Consider the following 19,002-nt stretch of genomic DNA (forward strand, 5'->3'; position numbering starts at 1 on the left):
ACGGAGTGAACAGTGACAAAAGAGGGTATGATAAAATGATAATACAAACAGGAATGAGAACAGATATACCTGCATTTTATTCGAAATGGTTTTTGAATTGGATAAAAGATGGATATGTATGCGTGAGGAATCCCTATAATCCAAAACAGGTGACGAAATACAGCCTTTCACCAGAAGTTGTGGATCTGATCGCATTCTGCACGAAGAACCCTCTTCCAATGCTGCCGTTTCTTGATAAGTTAAAACCGTATGGTCAATACTGGTTTGTAACAATTACGCCTTACGGACGAGATGTTGAGCCAAACGTTCCGGATAAAGAAACTGTGATGGAAGGTTTAAAAAAATTGTCGGATGTCGTGGGCGTAGACAGTATTGGATGGAGATATGATCCGATTTTTATAGATAAAAAACATTCTGTGGAGTGGCATATATCTGAATTTGAAAAAATGGCTGAAAATCTTGCCGGATACACAAAGACATGTGTAATCAGCTTTATAGATATTTATAAAAAGGTGGAACGCAATTTTCCAGAAGCAAAATCAGTACGGGCAGAAGACCGGGCTATGATAGGAAAAGCATTTGTAAAAATAGCATCAAAGTATGGAATGGTTCTGAGGCCTTGTGCAGAAGGAGAAGAGCTTGCCCAATATGGTGCAGATTGCTCCGGGTGTATGACTGTTCATACATTTGAGACAGCTCTCCATAGCAGACTGGAAGTTCCAAAGAGAAAGAAAAATCAGAGAAATGGGGAATGTGCGTGCCTTTTGGGGACAGATATAGGTGCCTATGATACTTGCGGACATTTGTGTAAATACTGTTATGCGAATGTAAATCCTGTTTTGGTCAAAGAAAATATGAGAAAGCATAATCCTGCATCTCCTTTTCTAATTGGTGGACATATGCCGGGTGATATTGTTCGTGAGGCAAAGCAGGAAAGCTGGATTGACAGACAGATTCGATTGGAGTTTTAGAATAAAATTGCATAATAACGGTAATAGAGAAAAGATAATTAGAACATAACAATTGATTTTCAAGTAGCACAACTATATTAGAAAAATGACCGAAAGGAGAACGTCAGAACGGAAAAAGAGTTCTGATGTTCTCCCTTGATTTTATTTAGAAATCTGTAGAGTTTCAGCAGATATTTAATGTAAGTTTTTGTGTGTCTAATCCTTTTCCGGAAACTTTTACAGTGACAGTACCTGGTTCATATCCAGCCCGGATAACGGCTAAGGATTTTCCGTAGAATGTCTTGAAAGTATCACTGCAGAAGCTTTTTTCAATATTCGGTCTTGCAGAGCCATAGCCCTGAAGGGTTGCAGGACCGGAGATTTCTATCTTCAGATTCTGGTCGACAGAAGATTTTGTGATTCCGTTTTCCCCGATAAGATCGATATTAAGGAAGCAGAGATCCTGACCATTTGCGCAGAGACTGGTTGCCTCAGGAGTAAGCTTTATCAAAGTTTTTCCAGTGGCAGAGATCAGTGAGGTGCGGCCTGTTTCTTTTCCGGAGGAGTCATAAGTAACGGCTTCAATTTTTCCGGCTTCATATGGGATTTTTTTGAATTTTGCAATATCTTTTTTTGTTTTCTTTTTACCGGCACTTTTTCCATTGACAAACAGTTCTACTTTGGCTGCATCGGAGTAGACTGTTACAGATGCCTTTTTACCTTCACAGCCTTCCCAGGACCAGCTTTCTACCGCATCTGTGATACGCCACATAGAAAGAGACTGGAAGTAGTCTGCACGTGTATAAGGATCAACGCCAATTGTTGGAGTTTTCTGTAATCCCCAGATGATTTTACTCCATCCGACTTCCGGGCGTTTCTTTCCACAGATATCAATGATACCGGCACCACCGGAAATAATGAGACCTGGATCAGCAGGTTGCTTTGTTTTCTTATCTTTATACTGGATGGTACCGATTCCTGACTCGCCAAGATAATCATATCCAGTCCACATAAAGTCGCCGGTCATAGTGGAAATGGATTTTACAAGCTGCCAGTTATCGTAAAGAGTCTGTGGAAGGGTTTCGGAACCGGTTGTTGCCTGTTCAGGATGATTTTTTGCATCAATTTTATAGCGGCTGGACGCGTAATTATATCCGGGAATATCAAAAATATCGGACATGATTTCAGCAATGGCAGTCGCCTTTTTGGTTTTGGCAGCTTTATTGATGAGTCCGCCCATTTTGTTCATCATGATATTGAAAAATTCAGAGGTTGGAGCATCATCCATTCCTCCGGTACCACTGTTTTTGACGTTGCCGTCTTCGTCTGTGCCATAAATACTTTTTTTACTTTTAGCCATTGTTGCGAGCATCAGGTTGATCCCGGCTGTGACAGGGCGTGTGTGATCCTGTGTATGGCAGAATTCAGTCATGATACGGGCTTGTTCCTGTCCGGTTGCAAGGCCAAGTTCTGTAATCTCGTTTCCAATAGAGTACATCACAACAGAAGGATGGTTATAGTCTTTTGAAATCATGGCAGCAATGTCATCTTTCCACCATTTGGAAAACTTTTCACCGGCGTAATCGTAAGGATTTTTTTTGATCAGCCACATATCAAAAGCTTCGTCAATAACGTACATACCAAGTTTATCACATGCATCCAACATTGCCTTTGAAATAGGGTTGTGTGAAGAACGGATGGCATTAAATCCGGCTTCTTTTAAAATGCGTACTCGCCGAAATTCGGCATCATGGAAGCCACAGGCGCCGAGTACTCCATTATCATGATGGATGCAGGCACCCCGGAAAAGGACGGGATTGTTGTTTACAAGGAATCCATCTTTTCCCCAGGAAAGGGTACGGATTCCGAAAGAGCTTTTTGCAGTATCAATGACAGTTCCGCCTTGCAGAAGAGTAGCCTGACAGGTATATAAATAAGGATCTTCGGAAGACCAGAGGTGTGCATCTGGGATGGTAATTGTGACATCTGTGCCTTCGGCAGATGCAATTTTGCCACTGTCACTGAAAATTTCCAGTACAATTTTTTCATTAGGCTGCATAACCGCATCAGCAAAAATGTGGATTGTATTAAGATCAACAATCTGCACTTTCAACCCTTCTGGGCGAATATAAGAACTTTCGGAACGGTAAAGGTGCACTTCGCGGTAGATACCGGATCCGGAGTACCATCGGCTGTTCGGGACATCTGCGTTGTCTGCAACGACTTTCAGTTCATTTGTTCCGGCAATGACTTTTCCAGTGATGTCAACAAAAAAGTTTGTGTATCCGTAAGGACGTTCGGCAACCTGTCTACCGTTTAAGAATACGATTGCGTTTTGATAGACAGCCTCAAATTCTAAGATCAGAGTCTGTCTGGTTTCATCTTCCGAAAGATTGAAAATTTTAGTGTAAATATATTTGCCACCGGCGAAATAGGCGCTTGCACTTGCAGTTTTATTCTCTTTTGAGCGCTCTTCACGGATCATGGCGTCATCTGGAAGATTGACATGAAGTATTTCGGTGGAGCCGTCTTTCTGCACGGTCCAGTCACGGTTGAAATCTGTTTTTTGCATAAGTTTTCCTCCCCTTTTACTATTGAACAGAACAATTCGGTTATACTAGTGAGTGGTAAAAAAATTTTGACACCCATATCATTTCATATTATTATAAATAATATGAAATGGAGTATAAATGGCATATATGAGGGGATTGAATCCTATATGTATCAGATTCAATTATTAAGAGCTATTCGTGCTAAACAGGAATGATAACTATAAAAAGACGAAAACTGATTTTTATCAGAAAGAGGAATAAACGATGTATTTTCAATCTACGCGTCTTATGATGCATCAGGATTTAATTAAAGAAATGAAGGCGTATGAAAAAGGTTTTGGAGAAAATCATTTTACAGAAGACAGTCTTTCTTTTATTTTAGATTCCTATTATCCGGAAAAAGAAGAAGGAAGAGAGGTGCTTACATTTATAGGACCGAAGGATGTAGGATATTTTTGCATGGACAAGAAGGAATCGGACAAAATTCTTGAAGGAAAAAGTATGCACAGACATAATTTCTATGAGTTGATGTATGTTGCGGATGGAAGGTTATATCAGAATATTGAGAATACCATACATCTTTATCCGAAAGGAAGTTGCTGTCTGATGAATATGAATATTCGCCATCTGGAGGAATTCGATGAGTATTGCAGAGTGATTTTCCTGGAGTTTACACAAGAATATATTTTGAATTTACTACAATTTCCAAGTGTTTTTACCGGGAAACTCACACCGGAATATGAAATGGTAAGGAAGTTCTTTTTACATGAACTGGATAAAGAAGAGGCATCACAACGGGCTTATATCGATTTTATTCCGATGAAAGAGACAAAAGTAGTGCATGATTGTTTTGACAAAATTGCACTAGGCCTGCAGGAGAGAACGCCAAAATCAAATTTTCAGATTGCAGGAGCAATGATTGAAATGTTATCTGCATTGTTTGATAAAGAAGCCTATACGAATACGCCGGTTGCTTTTGGAAATACATCTGAAAGGGAACTGTTTGATCAGATAAGCAGTTACATTCGAGAAAAAGATGGACAGGTACGTAGAAAGGATTTGGAGAAAAAGTTCAGTTATTCAGGGGATTATCTTTATAAAACGGTTGAAAAATATACAGGGTTGTCTCTGTATGAATATAGTACGAAATTTACAATGGAAAAGGCGGGGGAACTTCTTTTGGATTCTGACCTTACAGTGGCGGAAATTATGGAACGGATTGGATTTAGCAATAGGACACAATTTTACAGACTTTTTCAAAAAAATTATGGAATGACTCCGAGAGAATATAGAAAATCGCAGTTTCACTAAATGGAAAGCAAGAACAGCAAATGTATTTGCACGTGTCGAACCTGAAGTAAGAGAACAGGCAGAGTGTATTCAGCAGATGAAGTTGAAGCAGAAATGAAACGGGAATAGTATACGTAGTGCGAATTATGTATGGTGGACGTAATGTTCATAAACAGTTAAGTCAAACAGAAGACGTATAAAAGCACTTCTTAGGAGTTAATCTGAGAAGTGCTTTTTGTGGATATTTATCTTCGTACCTTCATCGCACTAAGTGCAGCACCGATCGCACCGGCGTAACGGGCATCCGGGCAGGAAAAAACATCTTTTCCAAGTTCTTTTGATAAAGCCTCACGGATGTAATCACATTCACACAGACCTCCGGTCAGGCAGAATGTGAACATTTCACCATTCATCCGGCTGACCTGGGCGGCAACTTTACGAATGGTGGAATTTACTACTGCATAAGCAATATTTTCTTTTGGCTCGCCTTTACCGATCAGTCCGATGACCTCAGATTCTGCGAATACAGTACACATAGAGCTGATCGTTGTGTCAGAACCCAGGCGTGCCAGATCAAACATTTCATTTGGGCGAAGGGAAAGTGTGTTGGCCATCACTTCAAGAAAACGTCCGGTTCCGGCGGCACATTTATCATTCATGATAAAATCTTTTACGAATCCCTGTTCAATCTGGATGATCTTCGTATCCTGGCCACCGATGTCAATTACGGTCAGGTCAGGATGCTGAAATAAATGTACGGCACCAAGTGCATGACAGGTGATCTCTGTAACAGTCTTATCGGCATAAGGAACAGAGATACGTCCGTAACCGGTTGCTACACAGTGGGAAGATTCATTAGAAAGATTGATTCCGGCAAACTCCAGTTTTTGACGGATTTCCTCGGCTGTATCTACGCTGCTCCATCCGGTTGGCTGAACGAATTCCAGGATAAGTTCTTTCTTTTCGTTCAAAACAACTGTCTTCGCACAGGTTGAACCGATGTCAATTCCAATATAGTTCATAATAAAAGCTCCTTTATAAAAACAGTCGGCTCTCACACGAGAACAGCCGATTGTTCAGAGCCAACCTCCAAAATGCTACGCATTTCGTCGGTGTGGCGTATCCGCCAAATAAAATTTCAAAAACATTCTTAAAAATGCAAGCATTTTATAGCTGTTTTTTGAAATTTTGCTTGGCTCTGAACAGTTACCAGATTATAACATTTCGATAAAGGCTGCAATACGTGTATTCAGCTGTCCGACATCAGTCTGGGAATAATCTGTCTCAACATTCATGTATGGAATTCCTTTTTCCTCGTTTACAAAGCGGCGGATGGAAAGAGTCTCTACGTTATATGTGTGGCATGCCTGAAGAGTCATCTCAAGGACTCCGTCTACTTTGTACTCGTCGATCAGTCTTCCGAGAAGTTCCAGACGGTTCGGGTTTGGAGTCATAACAGAACATCCGATTGAGAGATAACGCTCTGCGATTGCCTGGTAAATGTCTTCAGCATCTTCGTCGATGAGACGATCGATGGATTTTGCACCGGAGCAGTTTTCAAATGTAACAACGATTCCACCGTTATTTTCGACTGCGTCGATGACCTTCTCTGTTGCACCGCCGATCGGACATCCGGTGATCAGGATTCTCGGTTTCTTATCCTCACGTTTTCCTTCTGCATATTCTTTCTCAATCTTGGCTGTCAGTGCGTCAACTTCGTCGGCAATCAGTGTACGGTCGAGCTTGAATCCACTTCCATACAGAACGCGGAAAAGGTCATGCCCTTTGATCGGAGCAGGATCATGTCTCATAACTCCGTAAAGATTCTTCAAGGATGTGCGGACTTTATTTTCAAGCTTAACTGCTTCACGAACCTGCTCTTCAGTGATCGTTACCTCGAATTTTTCTTCAAGATATTCTTTGAAGCGGAGAATCTCAGCTTTCCAGAGATCAAGAACTTCAGCCCGCTGGGACTGTGGCAGTTCCATGATGAAGACATCTTTGAATTCACCCATATATTCATACATTTTCTTCTTTCCGTCACAGGTAGTCTCTCCGACAACAACGTCTGAGAAGTAGAAGAAAGGACATTTGTCTGTCTTTGCAAATCCATAACTGGATTTGATCAGTGGGCATAAGTTACGTGGCAGATCCTTTTCTGCTGCCGGGATCGTCTCATCAGATGTAGAGCAGAGGCTGACTGTTGCTGCGCCCATTGCCATGGCAATCTCCTTTGGAAAATAAGTACAGTAGGATCCAATTACAGGGATTCCTTTGTCTTTTAACTGTTTTACAGCGAGAAATGATTTCTGACGCTGCTCTGCGAATTCTTCAAATACTTCCGGTAAATCTTTAATAATTTCCATAATCGTTCTCCTTATTGTTTGGTTTGTAAATGGCTGTTGCAGAGAGATTGCTTTACTAAACGTATATTTTCTGAAAAATAAACGATGGGAACAATCCACTCATAACCAAAGTTTTTATAGATAAATTTTATCGTTTTTGAACGAAGTTTTCCAATAGATAATGCATATATGAAGAAAGGATTTATAGATAAAATCTATAAGGTGGAGATTAGAAAATTGGAACTGGATGAACTGTAAAATTCTGCTCTTTGTTCTGTCAGAAAAGTATGATAAAATGAAAAGAAATAGAAACAATCTTGTTTCATCAGCCAGGTAGTAGTGATAGATCAGCGAAAGGAAATAGAGCATATGAAAACAATAGGGATTGGAATTCAGGATTTTGCAAAAATAGCTGATAAAAATATGTTTTATATAGATAAGACAGCTTTTCTAAAGGAATGGTGGGAGAATCAGGATAGTGTTACATTAATCACCCGCCCAAGAAGATTCGGAAAAACACTGCTTATGAGCATGACGGACTATTTCTTCTCAGTCAATCATTCAGATTGCAAGAAGTATTTTGAAGGCCTGGACATCTGGAAAGAAGAAAAATTCCGTGAACTTCAGGGAACCTATCCGGTGATTTTCATGAGTTTTGCAGATATTAAAGGATCAACTTATGAAAAAACCAGAATGGGGATTATCCATAAGATTACAAAGTTATATACAGACTTTGAATTTTTAAAGAGGACGGGAGTTCTCAGTGGCAGAGACCTGGAGTTTTACGATTCGGTCTCAGTGGATATGGGGGATGATGTTGCAGGAATTGCGATACAGTATATGTGTGATTATTTGAGACGTTATTATGGTAAGAATGCGTTAGTGTTACTGGATGAGTATGATACACCGCTACAAGAGGCATATGTAAACGACTATTGGAAAGAACTGGCTGATTTTATAAGAAGCTTATTTAATAGCACATTTAAGACAAATCCGTATCTGGAACGGGGACTTCTGACCGGAATTACAAGAGTTAGTAAGGAATCCATTTTTTCTGATTTGAACAATTTGGAAGTTGTAACAACAACATCAGAAAAGTACAGCACTTCCTTTGGATTTACAGAGAAAGAAGTCTTTCAGGTATTAGAGAATAACGGATTGTCTTCTGAAAAGGAAAATATCCGTTACTGGTATGATGGTTTTTCTTTTGGTAAGCGGAAAGACATTTATAATCCGTGGTCGATCACAAAATATCTGGATACAGGAGAATATGGAACTTACTGGGCAGATACCAGTGGAAATGTACTTGTATCCAATTTGATCCGCCAAAGTCCTGCAAAGATTAAATCGGAGATGGAAGATCTGTTGCAAGGTAGAACAATCTGCACAGATCTGGATGAACAGGTGATTTTTGAGCAGCTTGGAAGAAAACGTGGAGCCATCTGGAGTCTTCTGCTTGCCAGCGGTTACCTGAAAGTTGACCGGTATGAGATGGATAACAGAACCGGTAAGCGTCAATATTATCTGAAAATCACAAACCATGAGACGATGCTGATGTTTGAGAAGATGATCGAAGACTGGTTCTCGGAAGAAGATTCTGCGTATGGCAATTTTAAAGATGCATTGATTGCAGGAGATCTGGATTATATGAACCAGTTTATGAATCAGGTTGCACTTCAGACCTTTAGCAGTTTTGATACTGGGAATAAGCCATCCGAAGAACAGGAACCGGAGAGATTCTACCACGGATTTGTTCTTGGACTGATCGTGGATTTAGCCGAAAAATATAGAATTACATCGAACAGAGAAAGCGGATTCGGACGTTATGATGTAGTAATGGAACCTTTGAAAGAAAATTTGGATGCAATCGTGATGGAGTTTAAAGTCCAAAACATGAAAAAAGAAAAATCACTCGAGCAGACAGTAGAGAATGCACTGCGTCAGATTGATGAAAAAGAATATGATACAGAACTACTTGCCAGAGGAATCAAAAAGGAGCGAATCCGGCATTATGGATTCGCATTCCGAGGGAAGGAAGTCTTGATTGGAACAGAAGGATAATGTTATCGGGAAAACCGATACAACCTAATGATTATATATATTTGAAACAAATAGCAGACAGCGTTATATTGAAAGTGTAAAAGAACCAAAGCAAATCAAAGAAAGTAGAGGTTAAGTATGAACGCTGTAAAAACGAACGTTAGAAGTACATCTTTCTGGGGGAAATATATTCTGAATACGACAGGCAATCTGATCGAGAGAAAACTGTCAGAAGAGAAGGAAGAAAAAGAACGCAGAATCCATCTTGCCAAACTGTATGAAATGGTGGATGACTATGTAGAACAGGCATAAGTAGTAACATAGAAAACAGCAGTAATTCAGTGATCAAAACTGACTTGCCGCTGTTTTTGTATTATAATGATACCAGGAAGGAGAAGCTCATGGAGGAACTGAAAGTATTAGGAACAGGGAATGCAACAGCGATAAAGTCATATAACACCTGCTTTGCAATACAGGATGGAGAAGAAATCTTTCTGACGGATACAGGTGGTGGTAACGGATTGCTTAGCAGACTGGACGAGATGGGGATTGAATTGGAAAAGGTTCATCATGTCTTCATCAGTCACTGCCACATGGATCACTGCCTCGGCGTATTATGGATAATCCGTGTACTATCTGTAAAGATGGAAAAAGGAAATTATACGGAGAAACTGCATATTTATGGACCGGAAGAAGTGCTTGATATGCTGGATCTTTTCTGCAAGAAGATGCTCAGGGAGAAGTTTTACCGGATGATCGGAAAATACATTTTCTTCGAGCCGGTAACACCTGGAGACAAGAAAATGATTTATGGCTGGGAGATAGAATTCTTTGATATCGGTTCAAAGAAGACACTTCAGTATGGTTATAAACTGCATTTGAAGAACGGAAAACTACTTGTATTCACAGGAGATGAACCACTGAATCAGGGAACGATGGAAGTGGGAAAAGGAACGGACTGGCTGTTGCGTGAAGTGTTGTGCTGTTATGCAGATGAAGAGAAATTCCATGCCTACGAGAAGAAGCATGCTACAGTAAAGGAAGCCTGCGAGGAAGCGGTCGAAATGAACGTAAAGAATGTTGTACTGTGGCATCTGGAAGATAAAACAGACCGGACGCTACGAAAGGAAAAGTATCTGGCAGAGAGCAGAAAATGGCTGGAAAACTGTGAAGAAAGTGATCGGCCAATGATTTTTGTGCCGGATGATAGTGATAGAATCTTGTTATAAATAGAGAATCCAGGAAATCAATATATGACTTTGATTTCCTGGATTTTTTGGCAGTAAAATTGGTTATTTTCAGTAAAAGTTCAGCCATGAGGCTGTATTGCTATGTCAGTTACAGTGGTATGATCTGGAAAATGATTCCGATCACGATCATGATCACACTGATTGCCCAGTACCATGGAATACTGAATTTCATGTGATCTTTCAGCTCAACATTAGCAAGTCCGGTTGCAAGGTAAGTGGCAGGAACAAGAGGACTTACCATCAGGGCCAGGTTCTTTCCGATGACCATGGTAAGTGCAGTGTTCAGAGCATCGACACCATAACTTTGTCCAACTTCCATAACAAGTGGCATGATTCCGTAGAAATATGCATCTGTTCCGATACAGAGTCCAAGTGGCAGGGCAATAATTCCGAAGATAATGTGAATAAAACGTCCCATGAAGTCAGGAATAATACTCATCAGGGCATTTGCCATTTCAGTCAGCATTCCTGTTCCATCGAATATTCCGACCATAGCACCGGCTGCAAAAAGTGTAGCTGAGATGATCAGAGCAGCAGGTGCATGCTTCTTAATTAGTTTATCCTGAAGCTTCAGATCAGGATAATTTACAGCAAGAGCAATACTCAGTGCCAGAAGAAAGGCTACATAACTGGAGAGATATCCGGTAGAAAGAATCACAATCAGTCCGATGGTCAGCAGCAGATTGAAGATTAGAAGTTTCGGCCTTCTTAGAGCATCTTCCTCTTCTTTTGCCTTTTCATCAACGTCAACAACTTCTCCCTTTCCAGCTCCGGCACCCTGTTTAACAGCTAACATTCCAAGCAAAACAGCAAGAACAATGTTAAAGACAAGTCCAACAATCTGAATCGGAATCAGGATGTGCCAGAGATCATTGGCATCCATTCCAAGCACTGTGGCGGCACGTGCGACAGGACCTCCCCATGGGAGAAGATTCATAACTCCCATACATGCACCTGTCAGGCACAGCAGAATCTTCGTGTCAATCTTCATTGCTTTATAAACAGGATAAAGCGCAGGAATTGTGATTAATACAGTTGTTGCGGTTGTCCCGTCAAGATGAGCGATGGTAGCAATGATAGCGGTAGCGACAGTAACTGCGATAACATTGTTTCCGGCTTTTTTAACGAGAAAGTTTACAATAACATCAAACATACCTGTATCAGACATTACTCCGAAATAAATCACGGAGAAAATAAACAGAATACCATTGCTTGTGGTTGTACTGATGCCATCTTTAATAAATCTGGCAATTTCCTGCGGAGAGAATCCAAGGAGCAAAGCAGCAATGGTTGGAATCAGTGCAAGGACAACAATAGGTGACATTTTGCCTTTTAGAAGAAGAAAGACAATCAAAAAAATCATAATAAAGCCGATTAATGCGACCATATTCAGTTCCTCCTAAGTAAAAATAACTATAAAACAAATGATAGTATTACATTAAATACAGCAGCAGAGATCACACTGATCGGAACAGCCTGGAAAAGTAATCTCGGGAACATATGAGTACGTTCTTCTTCTGTAGTACAGGATCCCATAATCAGACTTCCACCGGAAGAAAATGGGGAAATCGCTGAGCTTTGTGCACCGATTACTATGCTTGTGTACAGTACCAGAGGATTGAGTCCTGTTGTCAGTGCAAGGGTTGGAACCAGTGGGAAAAGTGCAGGGCAGACCACACCTAATGTACTGGAGAAGAAACTCATAACAGCTCCAATCAGGCTGAATGCAAGTGGAATACTCCATTTCGGCAGACTACTTCCAGCCCATGCCGCAAGAAGATCGATTGTTCCAGCAGTAACGGCAACCTGAATCAGCATACCGACACCGCAGATCATAATGATTGTATTCCAGGGTACTTTGGCAATGACTTCTTTCTGCGGAGCAAGCTTCATAAAGAGTGCAACTGCAGAGAAGACAATTGCAACCAGTCCCACGTCCATTCGATCATTGATAAAAGCAATCACTTCTACGCCAGGTAAAATAATATGTAATACAGGAAAGATAAGTACAACAAAGATCATAAGCAGCATTAGATAAAGATTCTTTTTCTGAAGAGAAGTATAAGCTCCAGGTTTTTCAAATGTAACACCCTGTCCAATTGTACGACTGCTCTTTGGCACATATCTGAAAAATGTGATCAAAAGAAGTGAAAAGATCACACTTGCAATGAAGATGGCGGCAGTGTAGTGGAAAGATGCATTTGTATATCCACCTTCATCCATAAGTCCACGGAAAATAATTCCGCTTCCACTTGTCATAAAGTTTGCACCGGACAGTGCTCCGCAGTTGATCGCAACAGCACCAATCAGTTTATTCATGTTTGCTTCTTCACAGATCAGAAGGGTCAATGGTGCCATGAATGCCATAACTGTAAAGAAACCGGCTCCAAGTGCAGCAATTCCTGCACTTGCAATATATAGTGCGAAAGGAAGAAGTCCTGGAAATTTTCTGAATGCGTAGAGAAGATAGCGTGCAGTTTTTTCCAGAGTTCCGTTTACCAGTGCAAAATTGTAAAACAAAGATACTGAAAAAATAACAAACATTGTGTTGACAGGCCAGCCATTAATGATATCTTTCGGTGACATTCCTATAACAAATCCACCAATTAGATAGGCAAAAACTATGGCAAAGAAACCTGTATTAAATCCTGTTTTGTATCCGATGACAACAGCGATAACAATTGCCATGATAATAAGAAAACTAAGCATAATGTTTCTCCTTTACAATTCTATTGGTCAGACTGAAAGACCTAAAAGTTCTGCCTGAATCGTATGTGTCATATGATAGATCTGTTCTTCTGGTATATTGTGGTCGATAAGATATTGAATATATTGAGTGAGAGCATCTTCCCAGCATGGATTTTCTACCTGCCCACCGTCAGTGCAGACCATAACATTTTTATACCCGCAGGCTTCAATTGCTTCCAGATTCATTGGAAGATTACTCTTATATTTTCCGCCTCCAAGTGGCTGAGCAAAGCAGTGTTCAAGAATGACATTGTAATCTTTTACCAGTCTCACCTGATCTTCCAGGCTCATGTCGACAAGCCACCACTCTGGGTGAGTTACTACGATTTTTTTAACACCGGCATCTCTGGCAGCTTCAATGATACGAAAACTTTCTTCCGGTGAAATATGAGCTGTGCCAAGAACTACATCAAAATCTTTTACCAGACGGAATACATCGTATAATTCTGGAACTGGCTTACCATCCCGGATGACATCGACACAGCGATCCATCGACTGTTTCATTTTCTCGAGATGGTTTCTCGCTGACTGTGTAGGAAGCCATACGACTTTTCCGCCAAGTTTTAATCCACTCTCAACAGCGTATGGATTAATTCCCCCCATCTGTCGGTTTAATGTAATACCGCCGTACATTGTGAAGTTATTGTCTCCATGATGAGTCAGTTCATTATGTTTGTTACAGAGATATGCACGATCAACGGTAGTTCCCTGATGCGTCTTAATTACGATTGCCCGTGCCCCAACACGGATCGCTGCTTCCATCAGCTCAAAATCGTCGTATCTTCGATGACGGATATCAGGATTACTGTGGACATGCATGTCAATGACACCTTCTAACAGTTTTTTGTTCATAAATATTAATCCTTTCTTTGAGTGCACTTTTTATTTGTGCAGGATTGCCAAATCTATAATTGGATTATATAATATGGTTAATATAGGTACAATAGAAAAAAACAGATAATAGATATCGAAAAAAACGATAGCGATATTATTTGCATCCCATAACTAAAAGCGGTTTTAAATGATGAGATACGTTACTGCTTGCAACTATGCTGTGAACAATAAGGGGATGATAAAAGGAGGACATAAAATGGAAATGAAAGAACTTGTATATTTGGTGACATTGGCAGAAGAGGAAAGTATTTCCCGCGCGGCAGAGCGACTTTATATGGCACAGTCTTCATTGAGTCAGTTCTTACATCAGTTTGAGTCGGAACTCGGGACGAAACTTTTTGTGAGAACATCAAAGGGAATTACTCCGACTTACAGTGGAAAATGTTTTATTGATCATGCAAGTGAAATATTACTGGAGTATCAAAGAGCAAAGAATCAGCTCTGGGATAATGAAAATCTTGCAGCAGGCAAGGTGATTCTCGGGATCAGTTCATTTCGTGGCCGTCGTATGCTTCCAAAAGTTTTAAAGAAATTTCAGGAAATCTATCCGAAAATAAAGGTAGAAGTTGTGGAAGCACACAGCATGAAACTGGAAGAGCTTCTATTAGAAGGAAAGCTTGACATTGCAATTGTTGCAATGCCGGTAACAAAGCTGAAAAGTAATGTGGAGACACTGAAGAAGGATGAAATCCTGCTTGCGGCCAATAAAGATCATCCGATCACAGAAAAGATGCATCAGATAAAGGATACGGATAATTACTGGATCAGTTTGAAAGAAGCGGCAGAATATAAAATGATCATGAGTGGATATGATACAATCCTTGGAAGTTTCAGCCGAAAAATGTTTACAGAACAAAAGCTGAAATTTAAAGCAGATCACAATGATATTTCAGCAGCGATGGCAGTGTCAATGGCGCGAGAAGGGCTCGGACTTGCATTTACGTATCAGTCCTGTGCGGAAGAATATGATGATATCAGATATCTTAGAATTGGAGAAAAGGGAGTTTTTCTGGATCTTGGAATTGCATATCCGGCAGATGAGTATCAGTCCAAGGGAGCAAGAGAACTGGAAAAAGTGATTCGTGAAGTATATACTAATAATGAATATTTTGCCATGAGCTAGAGTGCAAAAGAAGTCAGAAGAACTCGTTAGAAGGGGGATTCTGGCTTCTTTATGTTTACGCGGCAGTCTTTTTACTCTCTGCGAGAATGTATATTAGCACTGTACAAATAATATCGGAAAAACCGATAATAAACTACGGTTTTATATATTTGATTTTGATAGCGCGGAATCATATACTGAAATCAGGAAATGTCAAATCTAAAACGAAATTAAACAAGTAACTTCTGTATAAGAGATACAGAAACAAATTTCATTCAAGGAGGAAACACAATGGTTAGGTTATATGACAAAGGTGTCTATCTGATCAATGGAAATGAAATCGCAGAGGAACAGGCGCAGGCGGAAGCACTTACAGGAAAGAGCGTCTGTAAGGAAGAGGCAAGAAAAGGAACTATTGCATATTCCATTATGGAAGCACATAACACTTCTGGAAATATGGAAAAGTTAAAGATTAAGTTCGATGCAATGGCATCTCACGATATCACATTTGTAGGAATCATCCAGACAGCAAAAGCTTCAGGCATGGAAAAGTTCCCAATCCCATATGTGCTGACGAACTGCCACAACTCTCTTTGTGCAGTTGGCGGAACTATCAATGAAGATGACCATATGTTTGGACTTTCTGCAGCAAAGAAATACGGCGGAATTTATGTTCCGCCACATATTGCAGTTATCCATCAGTATATGAGAGAGATGTTTGCAGGATGCGGAAAGATGATCCTCGGATCAGACTCCCATACAAGATACGGAGCACTTGGAACAATGGCGATCGGAGAAGGCGGTGGAGAACTTGTAAAGCAGCTGCTCTGTGATACATATGATGTCAACAGACCGGAAGTCATTGCAATTTATCTTGACGGAAAACCGAATCCGTGGGTAGGTCCACAGGATATAGCTCTGGCGATCATCGGAGCTGTATTTAAAAACGGATATGTGAAAAATAAAGTAATGGAATTTGTCGGACCTGGAGTTTCGACTATGACAACAGATTACAGAAACGGTATTGATGTTATGACAACAGAGACAACCTGCCTGTCATCTGTCTGGAGAACAGACGAAGATACGAAAGCGTTTCTGACACTTCACGGAAGAGGAGAAGAATACAAAGAACTGAATCCGGCAGATGTAGCATATTATGATGGCTGTGTCTATGTAGACTTGAGTACAGTAAAACCAATGATCGCCCTGCCGTTTCATCCAAGCAATACTTATGAGATTGACGAGCTGAATGCAAATCTTGAGGATATCTTAAGAGAAGTAGAAAAAGAAGCTGCGCACGTTGGAAATGGAAGAGCGAATTACACTCTGACGGATAAGATCATTGATGGAAGACTGAAAGTCCAGCAGGGAGTTATTGCAGGATGTGCAGGCGGAAATTACACGAATGTGGTTGAGGCAGCCAATGTCCTCAGAGGAAAGAACTGCGGAAACGGAGACTTCTCACTTGCAGTATATCCTTCTTCCCAACCGGTATTTATCAATCTGGCAAGAAAGGGAATTACTGCTGATCTGATGGAAGCAGGAGCAATTATCCGTACGGCATTCTGTGGACCATGTTTCGGAGCAGGTGATACTCCGTGCAACAATGGCCTCAGTATCCGTCATACAACCAGAAACTTCCCAAACAGAGAAGGATCCAAACCAGGAAACGGACAGATGTCTGCAGTTGCACTTATGGATGCACGTTCTATTGCGGCAACAGCAGCAAATCAGGGATTCCTTACATCAGCAGAAGAATTCGACTGCTGGGGAGAGGTACCGGAATATACATTTGATGATACTGTATATCAGAACCGTATCTATTACGGATACCAGAAAGGTGAAACAGAAAAAGAACTGGTTTACGGACCAAATATCAAGGACTGGCCAGAAATGAGCCAACTGACAGATAATATTCTCCTGAAAGTATGCTCGAAGATCATGGATCCTGTAACAACAACAGATGAGCTGATCCCATCCGGAGAGACTTCTTCTTATCGCTCCAATCCGCTTGGACTGGCTGAATTTACACTTTCAAGAAGAGATCCTGAATATGTTGGACGATCTAAAGAAGTGGATAAGATTGAAAAATCCAGAATTGCAGGTGAAAAACTCACAGAGATTTATCCGGAATTGACAGCAGTTTATGATGTGATCCGTACACTTCCGGGACAGAGCGAAATCAGTCCGGAAGAGACAGAGACAGGAAGCATGATCTATGCGGTAAAACCGGGGGATGGTTCTGCAAGAGAGCAGGCGGCAAGCTGTCAGAGAGTGATTGGTGGACTTGCCAATATCACAAAAGAATATGCGACAAAGAGATACCGCTCCAATGTGATGAACTGGGGAATGATTCCGTTCCAGATGAAAGAAGAGCCGGAATTTGAAGTTGGCGATTACATTTTCGTTCCGGGAGTCCGCCAGGTATTAGATGGTGATATGAAAGACGTGAAAGCCTATGTGATCAAAGATGGAGTTGCAAAGGAAATCTCACTGTATGTTGCAGATATGACACCGGATGAAAGAAAGATTGTAAAAGCAGGATGTCTGATCAATTATAACAGAGCGCGTAGAAAATAATGAAAAAATCTATGAAACAGAGAAATGGTTTGATGAAATGGAGGAAAGGAAAGTGGAAATTAAAAAACCTGCCGTAGCGGGAACATTGGAATCCAGTGACTGTCAGGTGACAGTAGAAGTCGGAGAAGGAAGCATTGACTTTTCACTGGAAAGTGCAGTGATCAACCAGTATGGAAACCAGATAAGAAAGGTTGCATATGAGACGCTGGAACATCTTGGGGTAAATGATGTCAGACTCACAATTGTAGATAAAGGTGCACTTGACTGCACGATCAGAGCAAGAATTGAAGCAGCAGTATACCGTTCTGTCGGACAGACAGAGAATTTACCATGGGGAGGTGCAATCAGAGAATGAACCCGAATAAAAAACGACTGAGAAGAACGATGATGTTTTTAAATGCACAGAAACCTGGATTGATCAAGGATCCTTACATTTATAAACCAGATTCTATTATGCTTGACCTGGAAGATGCAGTGGCAGAAAACCAGAAAGATGCAGCAAGATTTTCACTCTATCATGCGTTAAAGACGATTGATTACCATGGATGTGAGCGCGTGGTCAGAATCAATGGTCTGGATACCCCTTACTGGAAAGAAGACATTCGTTGTGCAGTTGCCGGTGGATGTGATGCAATCCGTATTCCCAAAACAGAGTCCGCTCAGGATGTGAAGGTGGTTGAAGAAGAAGTAATCCAGGCAGAAAAAGATTTTGAAAGAGAAGAAGGAAGCGTACTGATTATGGCAGCAATCGAATCCGCCCGCGGTGTGATGCGTGCACTTGATATCTGCGAAGCATCTGACAGACTGTTTGGTATTGCACTTTCAGGTGGAGATTACACAAAGGATCTTCAGACGCATATTACAGGAACCGGTATCGAGCTGATGGGAGCAAGACAGAACATGGTGATTGCCGCAAGAGCAGCTGGGGTGCAGTGCTTTGATACTGTATATACAGATCTTGACAATATGGAAGGCTTTAAACAGGATGTTCAGACAATTCATCTGATGGGATTTGATGGAAAATCAATCATTAATCCGAGACAAATTGATATCGTACATGAAATCTTCACACCATCCCAGAAAGATATTATTTTTGCAGAAAAAGTTGTCCGTGAGATTGATGATAAGAAAGCAAAGGGCATTGGTGTATTTACAGTAGATGGCAAGATGATTGACATTGCGTTCTATGATGGCGCAAAGAGAACAATCGAGCTTGCAAAGGCTTCAGGCGTATATAAGGGGGATTTATAA

General features: G+C 40.8%; 15 protein-coding genes. 9 read left to right on the forward strand and 6 right to left on the reverse strand.

Going from position 1 to position 19,002, the window contains the following annotated elements; all coding sequences use genetic code 11:
• Positions 1–35: 35 nt before the first annotated feature.
• Positions 36–971, forward strand: coding sequence for a DUF1848 domain-containing protein (locus LI126_RS12315; RefSeq protein ID WP_227165490.1), 936 nt, complete (start codon positions 36–38; stop codon positions 969–971).
• 163 nt (positions 972–1,134) lie between these two features.
• Here the strand turns inward: LI126_RS12315 and LI126_RS12320 are convergent, their stop codons facing one another.
• Positions 1,135–3,522 carry a glycoside hydrolase family 2 TIM barrel-domain containing protein gene (locus tag LI126_RS12320; RefSeq protein ID WP_055157974.1) on the reverse strand — a complete coding sequence of 796 codons (2,388 nt, stop codon included), beginning with the start codon at positions 3,520–3,522 and terminating at the stop codon, positions 1,135–1,137.
• A 244-nt stretch (positions 3,523–3,766) separates the two neighbouring features.
• Between LI126_RS12320 and LI126_RS12325 the strand changes: the two genes are divergently transcribed.
• Positions 3,767–4,813, forward strand: a complete 1,047-nt coding sequence (locus tag LI126_RS12325) for a helix-turn-helix domain-containing protein (protein ID WP_055157972.1) — start codon at positions 3,767–3,769, stop codon at positions 4,811–4,813.
• 224 nt (positions 4,814–5,037) lie between these two features.
• On the opposite strand, the gene LI126_RS12330 is transcribed toward LI126_RS12325, so the two are convergent.
• Together LI126_RS12330 and LI126_RS12335 are read right to left on the reverse strand one after the other, a co-directional pair.
• Positions 5,038–5,814, reverse strand: a complete 777-nt coding sequence (locus tag LI126_RS12330; protein ID WP_054753777.1) for an acyl-CoA dehydratase activase — start codon at positions 5,812–5,814, stop codon at positions 5,038–5,040.
• Positions 5,815–6,006: 192 nt separating this feature from the next.
• Complete coding sequence (locus tag LI126_RS12335; protein ID WP_117499056.1) at positions 6,007–7,158, reverse strand: double-cubane-cluster-containing anaerobic reductase; 1,152 nt, start codon at positions 7,156–7,158, stop codon at positions 6,007–6,009.
• 348 nt (positions 7,159–7,506) lie between these two features.
• Between LI126_RS12335 and LI126_RS12340 the strand changes: the two genes are divergently transcribed.
• The 3 genes from LI126_RS12340 (at position 7,507) to LI126_RS12350 (ending at position 10,406) form a co-directional block, all read left to right on the forward strand.
• Positions 7,507–9,198, forward strand: coding sequence for an AAA family ATPase (locus tag LI126_RS12340; RefSeq protein WP_227165491.1), 1,692 nt, complete (start codon positions 7,507–7,509; stop codon positions 9,196–9,198).
• A 117-nt stretch (positions 9,199–9,315) separates the two neighbouring features.
• On the forward strand, positions 9,316–9,489 hold the full coding sequence (locus LI126_RS12345) for a hypothetical protein (protein WP_227165492.1): 174 nt from the start codon (positions 9,316–9,318) through the stop codon (positions 9,487–9,489).
• A gap of 89 nt (positions 9,490–9,578) precedes the next feature.
• Positions 9,579–10,406 (forward strand): MBL fold metallo-hydrolase, encoded by an 828-nt coding sequence (locus LI126_RS12350; protein ID WP_227165493.1) that lies wholly within the window; start codon positions 9,579–9,581, stop codon positions 10,404–10,406.
• Between the two features lie 109 nt (positions 10,407–10,515).
• Here LI126_RS12350 and LI126_RS12355 read toward each other — a convergent pair whose 3' ends face one another.
• From LI126_RS12355 to LI126_RS12365, 3 genes are read right to left on the reverse strand one after another with little or no spacing between them, the layout of a single operon-like run.
• Positions 10,516–11,814, reverse strand: a complete 1,299-nt coding sequence (locus LI126_RS12355; protein WP_227165494.1) for a CitMHS family transporter — start codon at positions 11,812–11,814, stop codon at positions 10,516–10,518.
• 26 nt (positions 11,815–11,840) lie between these two features.
• Positions 11,841–13,136 carry an SLC13 family permease gene (locus LI126_RS12360; RefSeq protein WP_227165495.1) on the reverse strand — a complete coding sequence of 432 codons (1,296 nt, stop codon included), beginning with the start codon at positions 13,134–13,136 and terminating at the stop codon, positions 11,841–11,843.
• A gap of 27 nt (positions 13,137–13,163) precedes the next feature.
• Positions 13,164–14,027 carry a DUF6282 family protein gene (locus tag LI126_RS12365; protein WP_227165496.1) on the reverse strand — a complete coding sequence of 288 codons (864 nt, stop codon included), beginning with the start codon at positions 14,025–14,027 and terminating at the stop codon, positions 13,164–13,166.
• A 238-nt stretch (positions 14,028–14,265) separates the two neighbouring features.
• On the opposite strand from LI126_RS12365, the gene LI126_RS12370 reads away from it, so the two are divergent.
• The 4 genes from LI126_RS12370 (at position 14,266) to LI126_RS12385 (ending at position 19,002) form a co-directional block, all read left to right on the forward strand.
• Positions 14,266–15,192, forward strand: coding sequence for a LysR family transcriptional regulator (locus tag LI126_RS12370; RefSeq protein WP_227165497.1), 927 nt, complete (start codon positions 14,266–14,268; stop codon positions 15,190–15,192).
• A 270-nt stretch (positions 15,193–15,462) separates the two neighbouring features.
• Positions 15,463–17,751, forward strand: coding sequence for a hydratase (locus LI126_RS12375; protein WP_227165498.1), 2,289 nt, complete (start codon positions 15,463–15,465; stop codon positions 17,749–17,751).
• 52 nt (positions 17,752–17,803) lie between these two features.
• Positions 17,804–18,106 (forward strand): citrate lyase acyl carrier protein, encoded by a 303-nt coding sequence (gene citD, locus LI126_RS12380; protein ID WP_227165499.1) that lies wholly within the window; start codon positions 17,804–17,806, stop codon positions 18,104–18,106.
• Complete coding sequence (locus tag LI126_RS12385) at positions 18,103–19,002, forward strand: aldolase/citrate lyase family protein (RefSeq protein WP_227165500.1); 900 nt, start codon at positions 18,103–18,105, stop codon at positions 19,000–19,002. Before citD ends, LI126_RS12385 begins: the two co-directional genes overlap by 4 nt.

The organism is Mediterraneibacter sp. 210702-DFI.5.30 (assembly GCF_020560115.1).
Taxonomy (GTDB): Bacteria; Bacillota; Clostridia; order Lachnospirales; family Lachnospiraceae; genus Mediterraneibacter; species Mediterraneibacter faecis.

Excerpts from the sequence above, each read along its gene's own strand:
- LI126_RS12315 (WP_227165490.1), top strand. The coding sequence starts at position 36 with ATGATAATACAAACAGGAATGAGAACAGATATACCTGCATTTTATTCG.
- LI126_RS12320 (WP_055157974.1), bottom strand. The coding sequence starts at position 3,522 with ATGCAAAAAACAGATTTCAACCGTGACTGGACCGTGCAGAAAGACGGC.
- LI126_RS12325 (WP_055157972.1), top strand. The coding sequence starts at position 3,767 with ATGTATTTTCAATCTACGCGTCTTATGATGCATCAGGATTTAATTAAA.
- LI126_RS12330 (WP_054753777.1), bottom strand. The coding sequence starts at position 5,814 with ATGAACTATATTGGAATTGACATCGGTTCAACCTGTGCGAAGACAGTT.
- LI126_RS12335 (WP_117499056.1), bottom strand. The coding sequence starts at position 7,158 with ATGGAAATTATTAAAGATTTACCGGAAGTATTTGAAGAATTCGCAGAG.
- LI126_RS12340 (WP_227165491.1), top strand. The coding sequence starts at position 7,507 with ATGAAAACAATAGGGATTGGAATTCAGGATTTTGCAAAAATAGCTGAT.
- LI126_RS12345 (WP_227165492.1), top strand. The coding sequence starts at position 9,316 with ATGAACGCTGTAAAAACGAACGTTAGAAGTACATCTTTCTGGGGGAAA.
- LI126_RS12350 (WP_227165493.1), top strand. The coding sequence starts at position 9,579 with ATGGAGGAACTGAAAGTATTAGGAACAGGGAATGCAACAGCGATAAAG.
- LI126_RS12355 (WP_227165494.1), bottom strand. The coding sequence starts at position 11,814 with ATGGTCGCATTAATCGGCTTTATTATGATTTTTTTGATTGTCTTTCTT.
- LI126_RS12360 (WP_227165495.1), bottom strand. The coding sequence starts at position 13,136 with ATGCTTAGTTTTCTTATTATCATGGCAATTGTTATCGCTGTTGTCATC.
- LI126_RS12365 (WP_227165496.1), bottom strand. The coding sequence starts at position 14,027 with ATGAACAAAAAACTGTTAGAAGGTGTCATTGACATGCATGTCCACAGT.
- LI126_RS12370 (WP_227165497.1), top strand. The coding sequence starts at position 14,266 with ATGGAAATGAAAGAACTTGTATATTTGGTGACATTGGCAGAAGAGGAA.
- LI126_RS12375 (WP_227165498.1), top strand. The coding sequence starts at position 15,463 with ATGGTTAGGTTATATGACAAAGGTGTCTATCTGATCAATGGAAATGAA.
- LI126_RS12385 (WP_227165500.1), top strand. The coding sequence starts at position 18,103 with ATGAACCCGAATAAAAAACGACTGAGAAGAACGATGATGTTTTTAAAT.